At 52.6% G+C, this 21453-nt stretch carries 21 protein-coding genes, 1 tRNA gene and 1 pseudogene; 13 read left to right on the top strand and 10 right to left on the bottom strand.

Annotated elements, in window-relative coordinates; translation table 11 throughout:
* Positions 1 to 242 precede the first annotated feature (242 nt).
* From JWJ90_RS08045 to JWJ90_RS08055, 4 genes and pseudogenes are all read left to right on the top strand, one after another.
* A complete protein-coding gene (locus tag JWJ90_RS08045; RefSeq protein ID WP_205226698.1) occupies positions 243 to 893 on the top strand; it encodes a zinc ribbon domain-containing protein in 651 nt (216 codons plus the stop codon).
* Between the two features lie 59 nt (positions 894 to 952).
* Positions 953 to 1029, top strand: a tRNA-His gene (locus tag JWJ90_RS08050).
* A 457-nt stretch (positions 1030 to 1486) separates the two neighbouring features.
* Positions 1487 to 1588: pseudogene (locus tag JWJ90_RS23910) on the top strand (integrase arm-type DNA-binding domain-containing protein); the annotation flags it as partial.
* A 9-nt stretch (positions 1589 to 1597) separates the two neighbouring features.
* Positions 1598 to 1900 (top strand): phage integrase central domain-containing protein, encoded by a 303-nt coding sequence (locus JWJ90_RS08055; protein ID WP_205226699.1) that lies wholly within the window; start codon positions 1598 to 1600, stop codon positions 1898 to 1900.
* Between the two features lie 94 nt (positions 1901 to 1994).
* On the opposite strand, the gene JWJ90_RS08060 is transcribed toward JWJ90_RS08055, so the two are convergent.
* Complete coding sequence (locus JWJ90_RS08060) at positions 1995 to 3254, bottom strand: HD-GYP domain-containing protein (RefSeq protein ID WP_205226700.1); 1260 nt, start codon at positions 3252 to 3254, stop codon at positions 1995 to 1997.
* Between the two features lie 425 nt (positions 3255 to 3679).
* Positions 3680 to 5518 (bottom strand): SLC13 family permease, encoded by a 1839-nt coding sequence (locus JWJ90_RS08065; protein WP_205226701.1) that lies wholly within the window; start codon positions 5516 to 5518, stop codon positions 3680 to 3682.
* 399 nt (positions 5519 to 5917) lie between these two features.
* On the opposite strand from JWJ90_RS08065, the gene JWJ90_RS08070 reads away from it, so the two are divergent.
* The 3 genes from JWJ90_RS08070 to JWJ90_RS08080 all read left to right on the top strand — a co-directional run bounded on the left by JWJ90_RS08070 (position 5918) and on the right by JWJ90_RS08080 (position 8582).
* Positions 5918 to 6148 carry a hypothetical protein gene (locus tag JWJ90_RS08070; protein ID WP_205226702.1) on the top strand — a complete coding sequence of 77 codons (231 nt, stop codon included), beginning with the start codon at positions 5918 to 5920 and terminating at the stop codon, positions 6146 to 6148.
* A gap of 235 nt (positions 6149 to 6383) precedes the next feature.
* The gene (locus JWJ90_RS08075; RefSeq protein WP_205226703.1) at positions 6384 to 7163 is read left to right on the top strand and encodes an enoyl-CoA hydratase/isomerase family protein; all 780 of its coding nucleotides are present in this window, start codon (positions 6384 to 6386) and stop codon (positions 7161 to 7163) included.
* Positions 7164 to 7559: 396 nt separating this feature from the next.
* Positions 7560 to 8582 (top strand): Lcl C-terminal domain-containing protein, encoded by a 1023-nt coding sequence (locus JWJ90_RS08080; protein ID WP_205226704.1) that lies wholly within the window; start codon positions 7560 to 7562, stop codon positions 8580 to 8582.
* A gap of 66 nt (positions 8583 to 8648) precedes the next feature.
* On the opposite strand, the gene JWJ90_RS08085 is transcribed toward JWJ90_RS08080, so the two are convergent.
* Positions 8649 to 9959, bottom strand: coding sequence for a multiheme c-type cytochrome (locus tag JWJ90_RS08085; RefSeq protein ID WP_205226705.1), 1311 nt, complete (start codon positions 9957 to 9959; stop codon positions 8649 to 8651).
* 10 nt (positions 9960 to 9969) lie between these two features.
* Positions 9970 to 10482, bottom strand: a complete 513-nt coding sequence (locus tag JWJ90_RS08090; RefSeq protein ID WP_205226706.1) for a cytochrome c3 family protein — start codon at positions 10480 to 10482, stop codon at positions 9970 to 9972.
* Positions 10483 to 11224: 742 nt separating this feature from the next.
* Here JWJ90_RS08090 and JWJ90_RS08095 point away from each other — a divergent pair.
* Positions 11225 to 12745, top strand: coding sequence for a diguanylate cyclase domain-containing protein (locus JWJ90_RS08095; protein WP_205226707.1), 1521 nt, complete (start codon positions 11225 to 11227; stop codon positions 12743 to 12745).
* 6 nt (positions 12746 to 12751) lie between these two features.
* On the opposite strand, the gene JWJ90_RS08100 is transcribed toward JWJ90_RS08095, so the two are convergent.
* Positions 12752 to 13195 (bottom strand): PPC domain-containing DNA-binding protein, encoded by a 444-nt coding sequence (locus JWJ90_RS08100; protein ID WP_205226723.1) that lies wholly within the window; start codon positions 13193 to 13195, stop codon positions 12752 to 12754.
* A 222-nt stretch (positions 13196 to 13417) separates the two neighbouring features.
* Between JWJ90_RS08100 and JWJ90_RS08105 the strand changes: the two genes are divergently transcribed.
* The 4 genes from JWJ90_RS08105 to JWJ90_RS08120 are packed head-to-tail and all read left to right on the top strand — an operon-like array spanning position 13418 to position 16442.
* On the top strand, positions 13418 to 15424 hold the full coding sequence (locus tag JWJ90_RS08105) for a molybdopterin oxidoreductase family protein (RefSeq protein ID WP_205226708.1): 2007 nt from the start codon (positions 13418 to 13420) through the stop codon (positions 15422 to 15424).
* A gap of 2 nt (positions 15425 to 15426) precedes the next feature.
* Positions 15427 to 15582, top strand: a complete 156-nt coding sequence (locus tag JWJ90_RS08110) for a hypothetical protein (protein WP_205226709.1) — start codon at positions 15427 to 15429, stop codon at positions 15580 to 15582.
* Between the two features lie 39 nt (positions 15583 to 15621).
* Positions 15622 to 16047: a GNAT family N-acetyltransferase gene (locus JWJ90_RS08115; RefSeq protein ID WP_205226710.1), complete on the top strand. Its 426-nt coding sequence runs from the start codon at positions 15622 to 15624 to the stop codon at positions 16045 to 16047.
* Between the two features lie 17 nt (positions 16048 to 16064).
* Positions 16065 to 16442 carry a (deoxy)nucleoside triphosphate pyrophosphohydrolase gene (locus JWJ90_RS08120; protein WP_205226711.1) on the top strand — a complete coding sequence of 126 codons (378 nt, stop codon included), beginning with the start codon at positions 16065 to 16067 and terminating at the stop codon, positions 16440 to 16442.
* A 30-nt stretch (positions 16443 to 16472) separates the two neighbouring features.
* Here the strand turns inward: JWJ90_RS08120 and JWJ90_RS08125 are convergent, their stop codons facing one another.
* From JWJ90_RS08125 to JWJ90_RS08145, 5 genes are all read right to left on the bottom strand, one after another.
* On the bottom strand, positions 16473 to 17330 hold the full coding sequence (locus JWJ90_RS08125) for a thiamine pyrophosphate-dependent enzyme (protein ID WP_205226712.1): 858 nt from the start codon (positions 17328 to 17330) through the stop codon (positions 16473 to 16475).
* Positions 17323 to 19017: a 2-oxoacid:acceptor oxidoreductase subunit alpha gene (locus JWJ90_RS08130; RefSeq protein ID WP_205226713.1), complete on the bottom strand. Its 1695-nt coding sequence runs from the start codon at positions 19015 to 19017 to the stop codon at positions 17323 to 17325. Before JWJ90_RS08130 ends, JWJ90_RS08125 begins: the two co-directional genes overlap by 8 nt.
* A gap of 460 nt (positions 19018 to 19477) precedes the next feature.
* Positions 19478 to 19681 (bottom strand): ankyrin, encoded by a 204-nt coding sequence (locus tag JWJ90_RS08135; RefSeq protein WP_205226714.1) that lies wholly within the window; start codon positions 19679 to 19681, stop codon positions 19478 to 19480.
* Between the two features lie 214 nt (positions 19682 to 19895).
* Positions 19896 to 20156 carry a hypothetical protein gene (locus JWJ90_RS08140; RefSeq protein ID WP_205226715.1) on the bottom strand — a complete coding sequence of 87 codons (261 nt, stop codon included), beginning with the start codon at positions 20154 to 20156 and terminating at the stop codon, positions 19896 to 19898.
* A 51-nt stretch (positions 20157 to 20207) separates the two neighbouring features.
* On the bottom strand, positions 20208 to 20564 hold the full coding sequence (locus tag JWJ90_RS08145; protein ID WP_205226716.1) for a TusE/DsrC/DsvC family sulfur relay protein: 357 nt from the start codon (positions 20562 to 20564) through the stop codon (positions 20208 to 20210).
* Positions 20565 to 20805: 241 nt separating this feature from the next.
* Here JWJ90_RS08145 and JWJ90_RS08150 point away from each other — a divergent pair, with 241 nt between their 5' ends.
* Complete coding sequence (locus tag JWJ90_RS08150) at positions 20806 to 21018, top strand: hypothetical protein (RefSeq protein ID WP_205226717.1); 213 nt, start codon at positions 20806 to 20808, stop codon at positions 21016 to 21018.
* Positions 21019 to 21453: the final 435 nt, after the last annotated feature.

Genomic DNA, 21453 nt, shown 5'->3' on the forward strand with positions numbered 1-21453 from the left:
GGGGGGGTTGGTTGACCAGGATCAGGTCAATGGTTACCCTAGGAGCATGCCTGAAAATCGTCGCAAAAACAAAAAAATCTTTTTTCTGGTGCTTTTTGCCCTATGGTGCATGCTGTTGCTGTTGCGCCCGTCCGGACCTTCCGGTGGGAGTTGACCCAGCTTGCAAAGACCGCCGGTCGGCGGTGCCCCCTGTCCTTTGCCGGGGACAGAGATAATAGTTCAACCCTAAGGAGCCTCTGAACATGTTGTCCACCGTGATAAAATATTCTGAAGAAAAACACTACTGTCCCCACTGCAGCGGTGACCTGACCCTCTGTCATGCACCTCAGGTTCATGTTGGCGATGGTTTGGGCTGGGGATCGGAGTATCTCTTTATTTGTCTTAACGATACCTGCCCGCTTTTTGTCAAAGGCTGGGATTATATTGCCAACCAGTACGGTCATGTAGGGTCGTACCGGTATATGGAGATTCCCGGCTCCAAAGAGACCTACACCATGATGGTGGCGGGAAAAGACGCCTTTACCGGCAGCATTGTCGATATTGAAGCGCTCAAGAAACAAAACGAGCGCTACATGACGCAGAAGAAGGCCCTGGCCGCGCTGGATACTGCAGTGGAGGAGAAAAATCTTGAACCGGTGTTGACCATTATTCTTGACGAGTCAGCTAAGGTGGAAGATCGCAAGCGAGCCATAGAAATGCTGCCTCAAATCAACGACCTGAGTTGTCTTGATCCCTTGCGCAATCACAGCTTTCGCGATGAGCACCTGGCCATGGAAGTGAACCTGGCCCTGAAAAAGGTTTTGGAGGCCAACTTCGTTAAAGAGTGCCCCTACTGCTCCGAGTTGGTCAAGTTGCAGGCAAAAATTTGTAAACACTGCTCAAAAGAGCTTTAAGCGTGACTTTGTACTTGCCAAGAAGCTAAAAGGCGTGTATAAAAGCGTCCGATTGCGTGGTGAGCGTAGCTCAGCTGGTGGTAGCACCGGGTTGTGGCCTCGGAGGTCGTGGGTTCAAGTCCCATCGCTCACCCCATTCATTTATCTAAAGCAGTCCAAAGAAATCAATAAGCCCGCATTTTCATTGAGAATGCGGGCTTTTTTGTTGTCTAGTAGTGTCTAAGCAAATTCATTGACATCGACGGTAAGCTGGGGGTAACTTCAGGGGAACTCGACATATAGCCAAAGTGGTTACTCCCAAAGGTTCCAAACGTTGGCGGTACAAATATCGTTTCGGTATAAAAGAAAAGCTCATCTCCCTTGGACCTTTACCTGAATCCGTGACGGCGGGTGGTCACTGAACAGCATATCCAATTAATGGGACAAGGATTTTTAAATTAATTCATTTGTTGTTCAACTTCACCCGCCGCCCCTTGGGGCATCCATCAGCACGCCATTCTTATTGCCTGCAACATACTGATAAAGTGTACTTTAATCGGTACGTCACAAATAGCGAAACTGACGCCCCGATGAATCCTCACGGATTCAGGCTTTACCCTGAGATTTCACTTAAGGATGCCAGAACAAGGCACCAGTAAGCAAGAAAGCACCTTGCAAATGGAATCGATCCCAGTGAGGTCAAAAAGGCGTTCAAATAGAATGTCGTGGGAGAATACAGTTTCCAAAAGATTGCCCTCGAATGGGTAGCACTGAAATCGCCGGGGTGGTCGCCATTGCACCGGGAAAAGACTTTGACCATTTTGGAAAAAGATGTCTTCCCGTACATCAGCGACAGACCAATCGACGAAATTTCAGCTGCCGAACTTCTGATGGTGTTGAAACGTATTGATGCCAGATCCAGCGCTACGGCACGAAAAGCCTATTCGTCATGCAAACAAGTCTTCCTTCACACCATTCCGTCAGGTAAAATCGTTGTCTCCCCGCCGAAGGGCTCCATAATCATTTAGCTCAAGAATCGTCAAGCACATGGCCGCGCCAACAACCCAAGAGGAAACGGCACGACTATTACGGGCAATTGACGCTTACCACGGAAGCTTCATTTTATTCTTTCTTCCTCGTGCTTTCCCCCTTCCCTGCATGGTCCTTTACTGGACAGGCGATAGCCATCGCCTGGTCGAGATGCTTCCTGACCACCTGTAGGATCTCATCGTCAAGTTGTCCCTTTTGGCGTAACTGTTCCAAAACAGTCAGAACCGCTTCAGCTTGTAACCCCTCCCGGTAGGGGCGATCCTGAGCCAAGGCCTGAAAGATATCGGCAACACGAATAATCATTGCCTCCCGGGAGAGTTCCGCACCGCTGAGATGGAAAGGGTAGCCGGAGCCATCGGGTGCCTCGTGATGATAGGCGGCCCAACTGGCGATTTCTTCAAACCCTTCGATGGAGTACAAGATCTGGAAGGTTTCAAAACTATGTGTATGAATGGAAAGCAGTTCCTCTGAGTTGAGATGCCCTGGTTTCTCCAATATTTCATCCGGAACACGTAGCTTCCCCAGATCATGGAGAAGACCGGCAATTTCAATTTTGCAACAGGTCGTGCTGTCGAGTCCCAAGGTGTGCGCAAGAAAACGGGAGAGCTGTGAAACGCCCAGAGAATGGGCCGCTGTAAAGGGACTCTTGGCGTCCACGATGCGGGCAAAGATACGAGCCAGATAGAGCAATTGCTCCAGGGGGGCCGCAACAGGGGGCGCTTTTATCAACTGTTGTTGCAGGAAACGCTGCACCGATCGTGGTTCGAGGCTTAACCAGAATGCCTCCGCGCGGGAAGCGTTTAAAAAAGCGGTGACCAGATCCGGCGCAAAATAGGTTCCCGTACGCTTGCGGATCTCCTCTCGAATCGTTTCCTTATGTGCCAGTATGGCGTTTGTTCCGTAGTAGGGGGCTGACAGAGCATCCACCCGGTCAACCAAGAGGATAAGATTGGCCCGTTGGGCAACGCGTGGTTCAACCTCATCTGAGAGCAGTTGTTGCCAGCGCGTATGGTGATAGAAAATGGGGAGGGCCATGGACTCAAGGGGCGGGAAATCGCGTAGCAGGAGCCATCCCGTTTCCGCATGTTCCTGGGACCCCTCCCAATCAAACTCTTCCACAAGATGTTTGTGCATCCGGGTCGAACTCACGCCAATATCGTGAAGAAGGCCGAGCTCAAAGAGAAAAGTGAGTTCTTCTGGTGGCATTTGCAAAGATTGGCCACATGCAGTCGCCATAATGCCGACTCGTTTGCCGTGGGCTATATCATCGACGCCGACCAAATCAAGGGCATCGGAAAGAGCGTAAATTACCTGTCTGAGATTTGCTTGCATGGCTTTTCTTTTACGTTGCTTGTACAGTTTGCTGTGAAAATCGGTAGAGTCTTGTCCGTTGCTCTGGAGAAGGTGACGCCAAATCTTACTCTAATTTTAGCATACTCTTCGCGCCAAGTTCAAAACCGGGACAAATTTTATGAACAAGCCCGGGAGGCAATACAGAGGATGTGGCGAATTATACCATGGATGCAGGGGCTTGGGGGCTACCCTCGGTAGACAGGCTGATGAGTATAGCCAGCCGGTGGTTTTCTGGAGTATGGCGCCCTCCGGTCTGATTTTGCATGTGTTGTCGCCTCCCTCACAGCTCTTTTCTATTACTGGCGAATGAGCGAAGTCAGCTAACTTGATCTCAGGTTTCTGTTGGCGGGACGGTTGGCCTCGCTCATGATCTGTGTCCGTAAGGGCTTTTGTCGTCGGACTTCCTAGAGGTACAAAATCGGCAATACAAGACTGAGCAGTGCCCACATCAAGAGCAGAAGCGGTACACCTACACGGAGAAAATCATGAAAATTGTATTCTCCGGCATTCATGATGAGCAGGTTGGTCTTGTAGGCCATGGGGGTGGCATAGCTCATGTTGGCCCCAAAGAGGACCGCCAGCACAAAGGCTTCTGCGGGGAGCTGCAGTTGCTCGGCAATGGAAACAGCTATGGGCGTACCAATGACAGCCGTGGCGTTGTTGGAGATGATATTGGTAAACAGTGCCATCAGGAGCATCAGGCCACTGAGGACCAGCGCAGGAGAGGCATTGCCGGCAAGGGTTAGAAATAGTGTGGCCAGATATTCGGCAGCACCGGTCCTGAGCATGGCCGTTCCAAGCGCCAGGCTCGCCACGACAATAAGGATGACCTGCACACTGAGTGCCCGGCTGGCATCCCGCCAGTTCAGGCAACCAGTGAGAATCATCAGTAGAGCCCCCAGCGTGGCGCTGACGGCTATAGGGAGCAGGCCAAAGGCTGCTGTCAGAATAATCCCCTTCATGATAAACATGGCCACAGGGGCTTTTTGGGAGAAGGGCAGGTCCATGGTGGAGTCCAAAACCAGCATCTCTGCTCTTTCCTTGAGCTTGGCAATCTGTCTGCGAGGCCCTTGCACCAGAAGAATATCACCCACCATCAGGGGGAGTTTTTCAAGACGATCGTAGATGCGTTTGGGCGATCGACCGGTTCGATGAATAGCCAGAGTCACCAGGCCATACTGTTCGGCGAAGTGGGACTCACTCAGGCTCTGCCCATGCAGGGGGGAGCTTTGCAGGATCACCAACTCGGCAATCTGCTGATCTGGTGCCTGCAGGGGATTTTCGTTATCAATGGGGCGCTCTGCCGAGTCCACCGGATAGAGGGTCCCCTCTAAAATCTGTTCAAATTCCTTGAGCTTTTCCGGTGTCTCCTTGAGCACAAGATGGTCTCCGGCACGTAGCTCCACATCCGGCAGCGGCATAATCAGGTTGCCATGTCCCCGTTCCAGAGCCAGCACACGCATACTGCCACCAGTCAGTTCGATGGCTTTGGCAAGGGGCAGGTGAACGATCTTACTCTTTTCCAGGACAGCCAGATGAGCATCGAAAACCCGAGGGGAGCCATTATCGATGGCAATACCCCGCCGTGGCAGTAGGCGGGGCGCCACCAACCAGAGATAGAGCAGGCCGACACTGGCGGCCAGGGCCGCGGGCAGGATGAAGTCGAACATGTTCATCCGTTTAAGGCCCATATCCGAGGCCACGGAAACGATAAGCAGGTTAGTGGAGGTGCCGATGGTGGTTGCGGTCCCCCCCAGGAGGGTGGAAAAACCCATGGGCATGAGGACAGAGGCCGCCGAAGTACCGGTTTTGCACGACACACTGATCAAGACCGGCATTAACAGGACCACCACCGGTACATTATTGATAAAGGCACTGATGGCTGCGCCGAAACAAAGCGTCAGCAGCAGGGAGAGTGAAGGGCTTCGCTTCCATAGCCGGGCAAGAATGCGGCCTGCGGGCTCCAGGGCGTTGGTGCGCATTACGCCTTGACCGGCAACCATCAGTGCGCAGACGGCGACCAAGGCCTCATGACCAAAACCGGAGAAAAAATCAACGGCATGCACCTGGGTTCCCTCCTGATCGGCAAAAGGGAAAAGTTCAAAGCCAACGCTAAGGCTCACCAGCAGAAAAAGACTGGAGGTTTCCAGAGCGATTTTTTCCCGGCTCAACAGGACAAGAGCGAGAATGGTGAGCAGTAAGACCGCAATCGCATGGGGATTCGGGGGCAGGGGGAAATGCATGGTCGGTTCCTTGGCTGCACGAACGCATTGCTCGTTGAGCTGTCCCGCTCTCTCTATAGGGTGTCTTGAAGAATTAGATTTTTCAATCAAGGTCAAGGATTGTAAAAAATTTTACCGCAGGCATATAGTTGATATTCCGAGGATAAAATTTTGAGTATGACGAGGTAAGCGCCAGGCTCCGGGAGATTGGCAGAAAAAGCAATTATTCAAGATTCCCTATAATGATGTGTGTTTGTAGGGCGGAAATCTCAACATCTTGGAAAAATAATCATTGTTCTTCGTAAGAGAATAAAAAAAAGAAGTCTGGGTGGCGAAGAAGTTGCGCTTTTCTCAAGAGACAAAGAACAAACGGAGGTGTCGATGTTAATGAGGAGAAGGAATTTTTGGAAAGGAGTTATCTTGGGCGCCATCGCAGGCTGTCTTGTTTGGGGATGTGGTGGGCCCCAGCGCTGGACCAAGCCAGGGATCACCGAGGCCGGATTTGCAGCGGATATGGCTTCCTGTCGGCGGCAGACATCAAGAGAGCAGGCGCCCAACTGGGGGCAGAGTCATGATTTGGAGCACATTGATCGCTACACGATTGAGCTCCACGCCTGTATGGAATCGAGGGGGTACAGGCTTGCCGACTGAGTTTTCCCCTTGTGGGAAGACGGTTTCTGTTGTACTTTTTTGTTGAGTTAATTGCTTGTTATTTCTTCTTCTTTATAGAAGCTCTTTGTTAGCCACAGCGTAGTAGCCCCCCTGCTCGTAATGAGAGCAGTATCGGCAGTACCAGCAAACCAGTATTGGCGGCGTTCCCTGTGAATGTCTTACAGAGTCTGAAATATCAAACCATTCAGACAACACCAAAACGGAGGAGTTGGTCATGGGATACGATAACATCATTGTCAACGTTGGAGATGATTATGTGGGAGAAATCATCCTGAATCGTCCCAACCAGTTGAATACGTTCACACTTGGACTTGCCTGGGAGTTGGATCGGGCTCTCTGGGAGATGGAAGTCGATTCCAAAGTTCGGGTGATTGTGCTGAAAGGGGAGGGCAAGGCCTTTTGTGCCGGCATTGATGTGAGCTATATCGAAGGCCATTCGACCCAGGAACTCCGCAGCTGGGTTGAGTCCATGGAGGCACCTCTGGTCTCGATCAGTCGAATGAGTAAACCGGTTATTGCCCAGGTCAGCGGGGTTGCAGCGGCTAATGGGGCTGGGTTGGTTGCAGCAGCCGACCTTGCCATTGCCGGAACCAAGGCCCGAATGGGGTTGACAGCCATCAATGTCGGGCTGAACTGTATAGGTCCTGTTGTAGCGGTTGCCCGCTCGGTCGGTCGAAAAAAAGCATTGGAGATGCTTTTTTTCGGTGAGTTTGTTCAGGCTGAAGAGGCCGCCCGCCTGGGGCTGATCAATCGGGTGGTTCCTGATGAGGAACTCGACCAGGAAACCAGAAAATGGGCGCAGACCTTGGCCGTCAAAAGTCCGATTGCCATGCAGATCGCCAAAAAAGCCTACTATACGGCTGAAGACTTCGACTACCACAAAGCCTTTGATTTCATGAACGAGGCGTTCGCCCGCCTCTGCTCCACGGAAGATGCCAAAGAAGGCGTCAACGCCTTTCGAGAGAAACGGAGCCCTGTTTGGCAGGAGAAGTAATCCATTTCTGTTTGAACCCTCTCGTGGACGATTCCGCCTTCCCCTTAATACATCAACGATCTATTGTCCCTGCAGTAGAACGTAAGGACAATAGATCGTAGAGATTGTCGCTTTGTCCTTTCCCCTGCCCGCTCCCCTTATGCACGCCTGAAACCTTGCTCTCCCGGTCGAGTCTCCCTAGTGTTTTACATTACAGAAGGGTGTCTTGAATAATTAGATTTTTCAATCAAGGCCAGGTAAGCGCCAGACTCCGAGGATTGCGTAAAATTTTACCGCAGGCATATAGTTGATATCGGAGTCTTCGCTTACCTCCGAGGATAAAATTTTGCGTATGACGCAGGGATTGGCAGAAAAAGCAATTATTCAAGATGCCCAGAACACAAATATGGGGCGACTATGCGACACATTCTACAAACCGGACAGAAACACTGTTATAACCAAAATGGAGTAGAACTGCCCTGCATGGGGACAGGACAGGACGCAGCCTTTGGTCGGGGGCTTATTTGGCCTGACCCCCGCTTTACAACTCAGGATAAGGTGGTCCAGGACCATCTGAGCGGACTCTTCTGGACGAGAAGTGTCAATATCGGGGGATTTCCCTGTACCTGGAATGAAGCCTTCTTGCAGGTTGCCGAGCTAAACCGGGAAAGGTACGGCGGCTATGAAGATTGGCGGCTGCCCAACCGAAATGAGTTGCACAGTCTCCTCTGTTACGGCAGCAAGAACCCCGCATTGCCCCCTGGACACCCCTTTGTCGATATTTTTCTTGGCTGGTACTGGAGTTCAACTACTGCCGCGATCAATCCTGCCTATGCCTGGGCTGTGCAGTTAGAAGGGGCGCGTATGTTTTATGGACGTAAAGATCAGGCCTATCTCTTCTGGCCGGTTCGCGGAAAAGGCAAGGGCGTGCTTGCCGCAACCGGGCAGCAGCGCTGTTATGATAGCCAAGGGCTGCCTATTGCCTGCGCTCAAACGGGCCAGGATGGAGACATTCATCTGGGACGCCCCTGGCCTGAACCACGCTTTACCCCTCAGGATGACTTGGTGATCGATCATCTCACAGGGCTTGTCTGGGCAGCGCAGGCAAACGCGACTGCCGGACCGATCCCCTGGGAACAGGCTTATGTTGCGGTCCAGGAGTGGAATGAGCGGCATGCACATTTGAGCATTGACTGGTATCTCCCCACCATCAATGAATTGGCATCGCTGGTTGATTGTGGGCAACACTCTCCGGCACTGCCGAGCAACCATCCCTTTTGGGATTTACAGGAAGGGTACTGGGCCGCAACCACAAGTGCTTTTGAGCCGGATTGGGCCTGGGTTCTCTATACGGACAAAGGAGCTTTGGGGGTGGGCTACAAACCGGATTCCACCTTTTGGGTCTGGCCGGTTGGCGTACAACGAAAGAACGAGGAGTAAAAAGGGGTCTGTGCAGCAGAAAAAGAAAGGGAGCAGCGAGGCTGCTCCCTTGTTCATTTTGATGGATCAGTCTTCGATTTGTCCTGATTCAAGACGTTTTTTGTAGATGCGCTTGAGTTTGTAGAGATCCTGCTGCAACTCGAAGACACCATGCCAGTGGGCATAGTCCGGCCCGGCCATGGCTGCACCCTGACGCATGCGGCGTCCCTGATGGTGCCAGAGATGGTAGTAGACAATCTGGAATTCGTCATCCCAGGGGTTGGCTTTGAGCAGTTTTTTCTCAGCGAGCTCTTTGCGCATGGCCTCTGCCGGAGCAAAGTAGCCCTCGTTATAGAGCTCGATATGGGAGTCGGCCTGCCCAAAGAAGTTCTCGGTATGCAGCGTGCTGTGGCAGTTGTTGCAGACTTGAGTCATCTTCTTGCGCCCCTCGATGCCGTCACCGGTCAGCATGCTCAGCGGATCGGGTGAGTTGCGGACCTTGGAGGTTTTGGCCCAGAGGTTCCATTTCAACCGCTCGGAAATATTATGAGTGGTGGTCAGCTCGCCAATACCGCTCATATGACAGACCGCACAGGTCGGAGCGCGGTAATCACTTGGCTCCCAGGCATCCGGAGCTGTCTCATAGTTCCATTCATCGCCTTCGGAGGCGTAAATGTGCCCATGCTTGCTGTTGTTGAAGATCTCGATGTCGGGATGGTCCGGACCAAGATGGCAGGAGGCACAGGCAGCAGGCTGACGCGCCTCGGCAATGCTGAAACGATGACGGGTATGGCAGACCACGCAGTTGCCCACCGTGCCGTCGGGCCAGATGGTACCGACTCCGGCTGCTGGCCAGCTCTCTTTGGTCGGGCGTTTATCCGGACCCATGGAAATTTTGGAGCCATGACACTGCATACAGCCCGTCATTTCCGCGGCGCGTTTGAATTTTTCCATGCCCTGGCCTTCGTGTTTCTCGATCAGGGCTGTCATGCTTTTGTAGTTGCGACCTTCGGGAACGTTGTACTGCAGGCTGCCACGATAGTGGCCGCTCATGCTGAACTCTTTCACCTCTTTGGCGTGGCAGCGACCACAGGTGTCGGGGGTTACCATAGAGGTTACGTAGATTTCTGTTCCTTTGACGCCGGGACAGTTCTGTGCCGCCATAGGGGAGCCCGGGTCAACACTGTGGCAGTCGATGCAGGAAACGCCGACATGGCCATGGCGACTGTCAGCCCAATCGGCAACGATACCGGGATGTTTCTCGGCATGGCATTCCACACATTTCTGCCCTTCCGCGCTCAGGCCGCGCTCGACCTTGAGGGTCTTGACGGGGCTGTCCAGGGCGAGTGCTGGGGCAACCGACCCGACAGCGAAGATCACCGCGAGTAGTATACGCATTTTCCTCCTCCTATAGCTGCTGTTTGTTGAGGTATTTCTTGATGTTGGTATGACCTACGTGCTTGTGGCAATGGACACAGGATTTGACAATGCCCATTTTGTAGTCCTTGTGGGCAAGATAGGCTTTGGGGATTTCGTGACGGAACGCATCAAGATGGTGGCATTTGCGACAACCCGAATCATAGGTGAATGATTCCCGATGCTCCAGGTTGCCTATCCAGTCGACATCCTCGACCCAGAAAATCTCTCCCAGCACATCCTTGATCCCGTTGTACGCCTTAGCCTGGACATAGAAACCGACGTCTTCATGGGGCAGGTGGCAGTCGGCACAGTGGACTTTGATACCGAGTTTGTTGTTGCCGCCGTGAACGTCCTGCTGATATGCCTGGGCCACCCCCTGCATGGAGTGACAGGAGGAGCAGAATTCCACTCCTGAGGTACGTTCAATCATTTCGGCTCCAACCAGCGCTATACCAAGACCTGCAAGAGTACCGCACAGAAGGAGAGTGAATGCTCGTATCATGTTGGGTTTCCCTGAAGCTAAAGAAGTATCTGCCGTATGGTTTCAACTCTGAATGAACTGTGTTGCCAATCTAAGAAAACAAAAAAGTAAATGAAAGAGACAGGTTCTGGTGTTTTTGAGTAGGCCCGCCGTCTGTTGACGTGGGGGAGAAAACAAGATGAAGCGCAATGGGACAAACTTGTGGGCCGGAGCAGCCCGAGATGCCGGGTACGGTGGTATTGGAAAAGGCATCTGTAGGATAAAGACAGCAGTGAATGATATGGGAGAATGATTCCTGCATACACCCACGAAAGCAAAAATTTGGGACCATGTCAAGTTCAATGAACGCTTCGTTGTGGTCCTCGCATGTGAAGGGATTGTCCTGATTTTCGATAGTTAGGTAATGCTAAAAGTGTTGAGCGTTGGTAAATTGTGTTTTTGGATCGTGACCTGCACATGCCTGAAAATGAGAACTCGACAAGGAAAATGGAGGACGTCTGCCTAAGGCTCCATTTCTGCATCATTGATAAATATTTTGACTTTCGGTGCTGTTCTTTCTCACAATACAGAGATAAAAAAAACAAAAATTCGGGTGAATGCAGGGGCTGTCCCCGTGAGGCTGTGTTCTCCTCGTTTGATTGCATAGGAATAGCTGCATGGTTTCTCGAGAGTATGGAAAAAAATACCGATATTGGGTAAGGTGCTTCGTCTCTTCCTCTTTCTTTTTTTTGCAGCCTCTGCGGTCTTAAACGGGATCCTCTTTGTGCTGTATTCCACTGAAAAGGGATACAAGCTTGAGAGATTAGAGGAAGTCGAACGTTATTCGGTCAGTCTGCAGCACCACGTCATTCATGACTCCTTTGCGGTTATTTTGGGGGATGTTCTTTTCCTGAGTCAGCAAAATGAACTCACGGGTTACTTGCAAAGTCAAGAGAGCAATTTGCTTGACCAGGCTGGGGCTGAGTACCTGGCGTTTGCACGCAACCATACTGACTATGACCAGATCCGTTATTTGAATGCAGCCGGCAAGGAGCTTATTCGCGTCAATAACACTGTGGATGGGCCTCGGATTGTTGCAGCGGGTCAACTGCAAAATAAGGCAAAACGATATTATTTTTTGGCTTGTAACCAGTTAAAGCAAGGAGAGATCTTTCTTTCTCCCTTTGATCTGAACATCGAGCATGGCGAGATCGAAAAACCGTATAAGCCCATCATACGGATTGGAACTCCAATTTTTGACGCGCAGGGGAACAGGGCGGGGATTGTCCTGGTGAATTATTTAGGTGAGAAGCTTCTGGAACAGATCCGTAACTCAGCTTTTATTGCGAGGGGTAAGGCGATGCTGCTCAATAGTGATGGCTACTGGCTGCTCGCCCCTGATGCGCAGAAAGAGTGGGGATTTATATTGAACCAGCCCGCACACCGGATCGGGGCTTTTGATGCAGAGGCTTGGGAAGCAATCCGCAGCCAGACCAAGGGACAGATTCGGACCGCTCAGGGGATCTACACATTTGAGACCGTCTATCCGGCACAGTCGGAGTACTATCGCTCAAGTGGTGGAGCGGCCCATCCCTTTGCGCAGAGCCGAAAACAGTTTGCAGGCAAAGAGTATCACTGGCATATGGTGTCCTTTCTTTCCCACAGCGACCTGGAAAAGGCGGATAAGATCCTGGCGACCAAATATTTCATTATAGGAGCCAGTGGCCTGCTGCTGGTTCTGTCCGGATCCTGGGCGGTCGCCTTTGCTGCTGCCAAGCGCCGGGTCTACCAGAAACAGCTCAAAGAACTGGCACTCTTTGATCAACTCACCAAGCTACCCAACCGGGTTCTCTTCTTTGATCGTTTGACCATGATGGCTGAGCACAGCAGGCGCTACAGATCACAATTTGCCCTGCTCTATCTTGACCTGGATGGCTTTAAACTGGTTAATGACTCTCATGGGCATGATGTGGGCGATCAGCTTCTTGCCACGGTGGCTCAGCGTTTACAAAGCATCTGCAGACGTTCCGACACGGTGGACAGACTCGGGGGCGATGAGTTTGCCATTTTGTATGCGAATCTGCGTAATGTCGGAGAACTCGATACCTTTGCCCGCCGCGTGATCAATGAACTCAGTCAAAGCATTGATCTGAGCGTTGGCAGCGTACGTGTTGGCGTGAGTGTAGGGATTGCCCTGTTTCCCGAAGACTGCGATAATGTAGAAACGCTGGTCAATTTAGCGGATCGGGCCATGTACCGCTCAAAAGACAGTGGCAAAAACACCTATACCTTTGCCCATGCCTAAAAGGGGCTAAGGCTGCAGCAGTTTGAGGCCCAGAGGCTCTTCTACAACGCGGCGTGCACTGCAGTTTTTCAACTCCTGAACCACGACCTCCATCACGTGCCAGACCCGTACTCCTTCGCGAATACAGCCGGTTATCGTCTGGGTGTTGCGTCCGCAGGCCATGTGCATGTGGACAAGCGGCGTGCCCTCGGCGTCACGAAACAGGGTGCCGGTGCCAGCAATTTCATGCACATGATGAAGCGTTTCTTTCATGATCTCAAGGGGAAGGCCACGATCCTCGCCTGGTCCCACCACCAGCCGACTTCCATCATCCGCTCCGCCGACTGCAATGAGTGAAGCTGCCTCAATATTGTGCTCATCGGCAAATTGTTCAATCACTTCGTGAACAATATCACCGTCTTCCAGACGCAGGACAAAGATGCGTCCGGGCTCTGCTGTGGTATAGCGCATAGTTTCCTCTGTAAAATGAATTCGTCCATGCCCTGAAAGGAAATCTGCTTCCGTCCTTTCTCCGGTCATCGAATTTTCCTTTCCCTTTGTTCAGGACTTTGTTTTAACACTGCTTATGTAAAGAGGCGAGAGCTATCAAACCGATAAGGGTACGCTTTCAGGCGTATTGTGTATCTTCCGCATTGACCACAACCTTTGTTTTTTCCAAGGAGCCGTCCGACCATGGTCACCTTTCGATCTGCCTGTCCGTATGACTGTCCCGATACATGCGGACTCCTGGTAACCACTGCAAATGATCGAGTTGTCGAGGTAACTGGAGATCCTGAGCACCCGGTAACCCAGGGGTTTCTCTGTCCCAAGATGCGTCATTATGAGAAAACGGTGCATTCACCCCAGCGGCTGACCAAGCCACTGGTGCGCATAGGCGAAAAAGGGAAGGGCGAGTTTGCTCCCATCAGTTGGCCGGAGGCGATCAAATATATTTGCAGCCAATGGCAGCAGTTGATCGCGACCTGTGGTCCTGAATCCATCTTGCCCTACTCCTACGCCGGGACCATGGGGCTTGTGCAGCGCAATGCCGGCCATGCCTTTTTTTATACCATCGGTGCTTCCCGCCTTGATCGCACAATCTGTTCGGCAGCGAAAAGTGCTGGCTGGAACATGGTGATGGGGGCAACGCCTGCCATGCAGCCAGGTGAGATAGAAAAGAGTGATCTGGTTATTTTGTGGGGCATTAATGCGGCGGCCACCTCGATTCACGGCTTGCAGAATGCTCTCGCCGCCCGAAAAAATGGGGCAAAAATTGTTGTCATTGACACCTATCATACGCCCACGGCAGAAATAGCCGATGAGGTTTTGTTGGTGAAGCCGGGTTCCGATGGTGCGCTGGCCCTGGCCATCATGCACATTCTGGTTCGTGACGAACACATAAACCGCGATTTTATAGCGGAGAATGTCCTTGGCTTTGAAGAGTTGGCCCAGAAGATCCTGCCCGAATGCTCCCCGGATAAAATGGCGGCCCGCTGTGGCCTGGAGGTGGGGCAGATCGAAGCGTTGGCCCAGCAGTACGGGAACGCGCGTGCCCCCTTTATTCGTCTGGGCAGCGGGCTCAGCCGCTATGGGAATGGCGGCATGACCGTGCGTACCATCACCTGCCTGCCAGCCCTGACAGGGGCCTGGCAAGAGGAGGGGGGCGGTATCTTTCTCGGGACCTCGACCGGTGCCGCCTTTCCAACCCACCTTGTTACCCGTGAGGATCTTTCTCCCCCGTCGAGTCGACTGATCAATATGAATCAGCTCGGAGATGCCCTGAATACGCTTGTGGATCCTCCAATCAGATCGCTTTATGTCTATCATTCCAATCCCGCATCCATTGCTCCGGATCAGAGCGCGGTGCTGCAGGGCTTGATGCGGGGGGATCTTTTTACCGTTGTCCATGAGCGGTTTCTCACTGATACCGCCTGTTATGCAGATATCGTTTTACCGGCGACCACCTCCCTTGAACACGATGATCTCTACCGATCCTATGGCAGTTATACTGCGCAGGCCGGGTATGCGGCTATCCCGCCGGTGGGTGAGGCCAAATCAAACTGGGAGGTTTTTGCGCTCCTGGCCCAAGGAATGGGGCTCACTGATCCATTTTTTTCTCAATCTGCACAAGATTTGTTGGGGCAGCTTCTGGCAGAGGAAAACAGCTGGCATGATCATGAGCAAGCCTCAGCGCTGCGTACGGGGGCGCCCATTCTCCTTACTCCGCCAGACAATGGAAAACAGCGCTGGCAGACGCCCTCGGGGAAGATTGAAATCCTCAATACACGAGAAGCTGAACCGTTGCCCCGAGTGCTGCCCACCCATGCCGAAGAGGATGGCTTACCGTTGCGCTTGCAGTCCGCCCCCAGTCGGTATGCGCTGAACTCAAGCTTTTATGAGCAAAAAGACCTGCGGGAAAAGCAGCAGTGTATGCATCTGCTGATGCACCCTGTTGACGCCAGGGACCGGAATTTGTTCGATGGCCAGCGGGTCGAGGTGCGCAACCGATTGGGACGGGTCCAGCTCAAGCTGAAAATAAGTGAGCACACCAAGGCCGGTACCGTGGTCAGCGAAGGGGTGTGGTGGCGGCAGTTCCTCCCCGGGACTTCGGGGATCAACACCCTCATGGAGCAGCGGCTGACTGATCGTGGGCGGGGAAGTACGCTCTATGATGTGGCTGTCGAAGTTCAGGGAATCTGATCATGAGCTTTGCATTGGAAAGCGTCATCCCCTGGGGGCGTTCGGAAGCTGAATACAGGGCGATGTTCAGCCTTGCCGAGTCAGACACCAAGCTACGTATTCTTGGTTGCGGTGATGGGCCGGACGCCTTTAACGGTGACTGGAGTCGCTCAGGATAGTCGTCGTCGAGCCTGACGCCAATGGAGAAAAGGAGAATTATGCTTGATATTGAGATGAGTTATGACGGGCAACCAATCGATTACTCCCTGGTTGCCGATATCCTGAGACGGGTTGGCATGGCGTACTTCACGCCAATGGAGCATCAAAGGGCCTTTGCTGCAAGTTTTGCCACGGTCTTTGTTTTGCACAAGGGCGAGATGATTGGTTTTGGTCGAGCGCTCTCTGATGGAGTGTACCAGGCCGCGCTATACGATGTGGCCGTGTTGCCCGAATATCAAGGACAGGGGATTGGTTCTCTGATCGTTCACAGCCTGCTGGAGAAGTTGCCGCAGTGTAATGTGATCTTGTACGCGGCGCCGGGCAAAGAGGCTTTTTACACATCTCTAGGGTTTCGGCGTATGAAAACCGGCATGGCTCTTTTTACCCAAAAAGAGCGTATGGCCGAGAAGGGATTCACCGAGTAAACGGTGGCTTGCGGGGTATGAAAACCGTCACTGCGGCCATTATCTACAGGGGCGGGAAAGTCCTGCTTGCCCGACGAGCTTCCGGAGAAAAGCAGGCAGGGTACTGGGAATTTCCCGGAGGGAAGCTGGAGCCGGGGGAAACACTTGCAGCCTGCCTGTGTCGGGAAATTGCCGAAGAGCTAAACGTGGAAATCAGCGTTGGCGCTATCCTTGCCACCAGTGACCACCGCTACGAGCACGGTGCAATTCATCTGGTGGCAATGAAGGCAGCCATTGTTTCGGGGAGGTTATGCCCTACAGTCCATGATCAGCTCTGCTGGGTTCCTGTGGAGGAACTGCTGCAATACCGGTTGTCGCCTGCGGATATTCCCATTGCCCGAGCACTGAAGCAGTGAGCCTGTAGCTCACCGATATCCCTCTATTTCTTACCCCATAGCCTGCATACTTGCAGCCAACTTGTCGGGGTCGAGCTGCCGTTGAAAGAGCGGGCGTTTGTCCGCTTGGTAGGCGACGAGCTGTTCTTCAAAGACGGGCTTTTCCTGCCGGTAAAAAATCCCCAGATAAAGTTGTTCTGCTTCTCCGGCCCGGGCAAAGGCCTGGAGCTGATCTGTGGGGTCATGGTCTTCGGGCAGAGACTGGGTGTGCTCCTTAAACCACTGGTAGGTGTTGTGTTTGTTAAAGGTGACGCAGGGCTGGAGAATATCCACCAGCGCGTACCCTTTGTGTTTGATGGCCGCTTGAAGAATAGCCTGGGTCTGCTCGGGATTGCCCACATAGGCCCGGGCCACAAAGGATGCTTTCAGCGCTATAGCCACGGTCAAGGGATTAAAAGGCTCGGCCACCACGCCATCGATCTGCAGTGGGGTGGTGAATCCCTGTTGGCTGGTGGGAGATGCCTGTCCTTTGGTGAGACCGTAGACCATGTTGTTGTGGACGATGTTGGTGATATTGGGGTTTCGGCGGATGCAATGAAGAAAATGATTGCCACCCTCGCCGTACATATCACCGTCCCCACTTTCTGCGATCACGGTCAAGCCGGGATTACTGGCCTTGATGGCGGTGGCCGGCGGTAAAGCCCGACCATGGAGACCATTAAAGAAATGGGTGTTGCAGTACTGGGGGATTTTCGCCGCCTGGCCAATCCCAGAGACCAGCACTGTGGTCTGCGGGGGTAGCTGCAATGCGGCGAGCGTCTTGCCCAGGATATTGAGAATCCCATGGTTCCCGCATCCAGGACACCAGGCAATATCACAGTCGTTTTTTACCCAGACATGCTCACTCATTCCCTCCCTCCTTGCGCAGAGACGCAATAATTTCCTCAACACTAAACGCCAAACCGTTGTACTTGAGCCACTGATCGTCGATGGTGCAGCCGGTCTCCGCTCGAAGCAGCCGAGCAAACTGACCTGTGGCGTTATTCTCGACCACAATGATGCGCTTGGCGCGTTCCAGATAGGCAGCCATCTCCTGCGGCAGCGGATAGACCTGCGTACAGTGCAGCAAGGCGACCTCGGGCAGGGCAAGCTGTTTCAGCGCTTCCTCTATTGTCGGGCCGGTCGATCCCCAGGAGATGAGCAGGGTGTGATAGAGTTGCGGGCCGTACAAACGGGGGGGCAGCGCAAGGCTGGTTTCCAGAAGTCTGCCTTTGGCCATGCGCTTGTCAACCATGGCGACTCTGGTGTCAAAATCCTCGGTGATTCTGCCCTGGGCATCGTGCTCGTCGCTGTCGACACAGACAAATCCCTGGCCGAGTCCAGGGACACCACGGGGGGAAAGGCCGGTTGCACTGGCAGCGTAGCGTTCGTAATTGGCCTCGGTCGCAACGATTTCCGATTTCGGCGGTTCGTGTGGGAGCGGCAGAGTTTCGATGTCATAGAGAGAATCGAGCAGATACTGGTCTGTGAGCAACAGGACCGGCGACTGGCTGGCATCGGCCATGGTAAAGGCGTGGCGGGCACAGTCGTAGGCTTCCTCTGGGGAGCCGGGGGCCAGAATGGCCCGTGGATATTCCCCATGGCCCGAATAGCGGGCGATCTCAAGGTCTCCCTGCTCGGTCCGTGTGGGGAGTCCTGTTCCCGGGCCAGGCCGTTGGGCGATGTGGATGACCAGCGGGAGTTCCATGATCCCGGCGAGGCTCAAGCCCTCGCCCATCAGGTCAAAACCTCCTCCCGAGGTGCTGACCAGCGCCCTGGCTCCGGCATACCAGGCGCCGATCCCCATATTGACCGCACTGATCTCGTCTTCTGCCTGCTCCACCACTATTCCGTGGTCGGCTGCCAGCCGGGCAAGGTGGATGAGAACTCCGGTTGCCGGTGACATGGGATAGGAGGAGATAAAATTACAGCCGCCTGCCACCGCGCCCAGAGCCACTACCTGCGAACCGTCCAGAAGAAGGCGGTTATGGGCCTGTTGATCAAGGGGGAGGGGAAAGCGGCCTGCGAGATTTTCGGCATACTCCCAGCCGAGTTGGGCCGCGCGCCTATTTTTTTCCTGGATTTGCGCATCAGAAAACGTGTGTGCAAGTGCAGTGTTCAGGGGCGCAAGCTCCCAACCGAGCATCCGCAGGATAAAACCACAGACGATACTGTTCCCAAAGACCGCGCCGCCAGCCTGTTTTGAGAGTTCCTTTAATGGAAGTGGCGTTACCCCCTGTTCGGAAGAGAAAAGGGCGGGGTCACCAACAAGCAGGCTCTCCTCGCCTAGACGGTCTGCAAGTCTGGGGAGAGCGTCACTGTCAAGCAGGACGCAGCAGTCGATCCGGTCGGAAGGCGAGCGGACAGGGCTGTCTGCGGCCCGGAGTACGAGGGAATTGCTGCCTCCTCGAATGCGGGACATAAATTCGTTCACGGCAAATACATGCAGTCCGCCGCCACGTAACGCACGAGCCAGGACAAGCCCCAGGGTTTGGAGCCCTTGACCGGCTTCTCCTCCAAACATCAGGTTCACTTGGAGCGATGGTCGATTGGTCATGGAAATTTCCTTGTTAGAAGTGCACAGCTTTCAGGATACAGGGTGGGGCGCCAAGAAATGCACCCAGCCTGGAAGAGGTAAAGATTCGTTCTCTCTACTGGCAAGCGAAAGAAAGAGGCAAACGGGAAGGATCGCTTGGCAAGAGACAACATAGCGATGGTTGGAGCCTAGGGCCATCTGGAAAGCACAACCGGCACAGTGTCTTGAATTTTGGGATATACACCTTATGAAGAAGACAAGAACCGTGCAGGTCTGCTTCATTCCCAAAGAAGAACAGTGGGATGAGACGCAGAGAAATCAATCATGCATTTGTGCGGACCACGATGCTGACGATTTCTCTGCTCCAGCAAGCTCCTGAGCAAGTTACGCTGAATCTAAGCTTGTTTTTTGTAGAAGGACAAAGGTGGAGTCTTCGTTCAAGACCCCGAGAGCGACGAAAGACGGGCTGTGAACGTCCGGATCAAACGTAGCCTGTTCCTTTGCAGGTCGGGCATTGCGTGTCAGGGGTACAGACCTGACCGGAGCAATCACTATCAGACGTGCATTCTTCCTGGTCCGGGGTTTTGATCCCATCCCATTCCGAACTTGTTTCGCAGACACCACTGATTACTTTCTTTCCCATGCAGGTCGGACAGACTGTCTGGTCGTTTTGTGGCGTACTCATAGTCTCCTCCTTGAAATGATTGTTTTTCAGTGTGTTCTTATGACTCTGAATGGAAATGGTAACTCTTTCCATTGATTAGTCAACAGCGCGGCAAAAAATTAAACCAAATTTAAATATAGAATTCGTCCCCCCTGTCGCCCTCGCAACAGGGGGGAGCCTTAGGCGGGAATCATGGGCGGACACTCCATTATTTTGCAGAGCAGGTCGGGCCATTTTAGAACTGCTTGCCGTGCAGGTTCTTCTTCAGCTGAGCGATATCCAGCCCCAGTCCAATGCACTGTTTTCCGTCCATGCACGAGTCTGCATCGATTTGTTCCAGAAAATGGTCCAGGGAGTGGGGACCGTCTTTGAGGTGCACGACCCAAGCCTTCTCTTGCTCATCATAGGCAACAGTGATATCGCTGCCACACTCGCCAATATCGGGATAGAGCGTGGTGATTTGGGTGCAAAGTTCCTGTTTATCGTAATAGGACATAGAGAACCTCCCTTTCGTTGGTGTTCACAGATACCTGTCGAGTCGTTGAACTCAACAGTAGGGCTCCATAAAGTAATGCGAGCCATCCATAGTGACAAAATGGACACCGTTCTGTTCGGGCAATCCTGCAATTTTCCAGGCTTTTTCAGGGTTGATGAATTGATTGTGAACGCATTTGTCAGGGTGATGCGCAATCCGGCAAATGTTGTCTAAGATGGGAAAGACCTTGTAGGTGGCATAATACTCTCGCAATTGGCGAACAATCTCCAACTGGCCCTTGCTGAGAGAGTCAATGCCTTCTCTTTGAGCCAGCGCCTGAGCCACATCTTCGTTCCACATCCCTGTATCAACAAGATACCCTTTGTCATCGACTCGGATATTTTTTCCGTTCAGATTCAGGTTGGTCATAATAGACCTCCTGTTTTTTTGCAGGCTCTTAAATGGGGAGATCACAACGGCTGCATTCGTTGTTGTATCCTTACTCTTTAATATAACGATTGTTTTTTGATCTGTCAGTGGGTGTTGATAAAATAATATGAATTATCATTATTGACATAAGGAGGCATGAGACTATAGTAACCCTCATAACAACAGAAGGTGCGCATGAAGAGCGGATCTTCTTGAATGGATGAAGATCAGGAGTGTTTCCATGAAATATACATGTGTAAATTGCGGCTCAAGATCATACGATGCAAGTCAGTTGTGCAACCCAACCAGCGAAGAGCTTGATGCGAATTTTTGTGCCACGGCAACGGATCAAGTTTGTGAAGAGCGGAGACCGGATATGCAGTATAGCTGTGAGGCATGTGGCGGCATGGCTCCAGACGCAGAGCATCTCTGCAAACCGGTTAAAGTTCGTTAACCACCCAGGAAACAATAAAAACCTAGGCTTCCTTTTTCAGTAAAAACCGTTGTCAGCGGTTATCGAGATGAAGGGAGAAGGGCGGCGTACCCGCTGAAGAACTCTGTCATCTGTCGTGTACTGAAAAACTGGCGAATCAGCCCCTGAGCTGTTTCGCCTTTTTTTTTGGAGGGGACCTACGGGGAAAAGAAAGAGAGCTGCAAAGAAATCTGCTCGGATTTTTACCTGAAATAGAGTAGAACCTTGTCGCGTTAGGGGAGCCTTATTCGTGCAGAGTTTCGCCTGAATCCGTGAGTATTCTACGCTGTTCAGTAATCATGCATCGTCACTGATTCAGGTTTTGGCTTTGCACCCATGAAACTTGTATTTATGACAGCGGGTGGGCTGAACAGCTTTACCTTGTCTGTCACGTGAGTCAGATAAAATTTATCCAGA

This window comes from Desulfobulbus rhabdoformis (assembly GCF_016919065.1).
Lineage (GTDB): Bacteria > Desulfobacterota > Desulfobulbia > Desulfobulbales > Desulfobulbaceae > Desulfobulbus > Desulfobulbus rhabdoformis.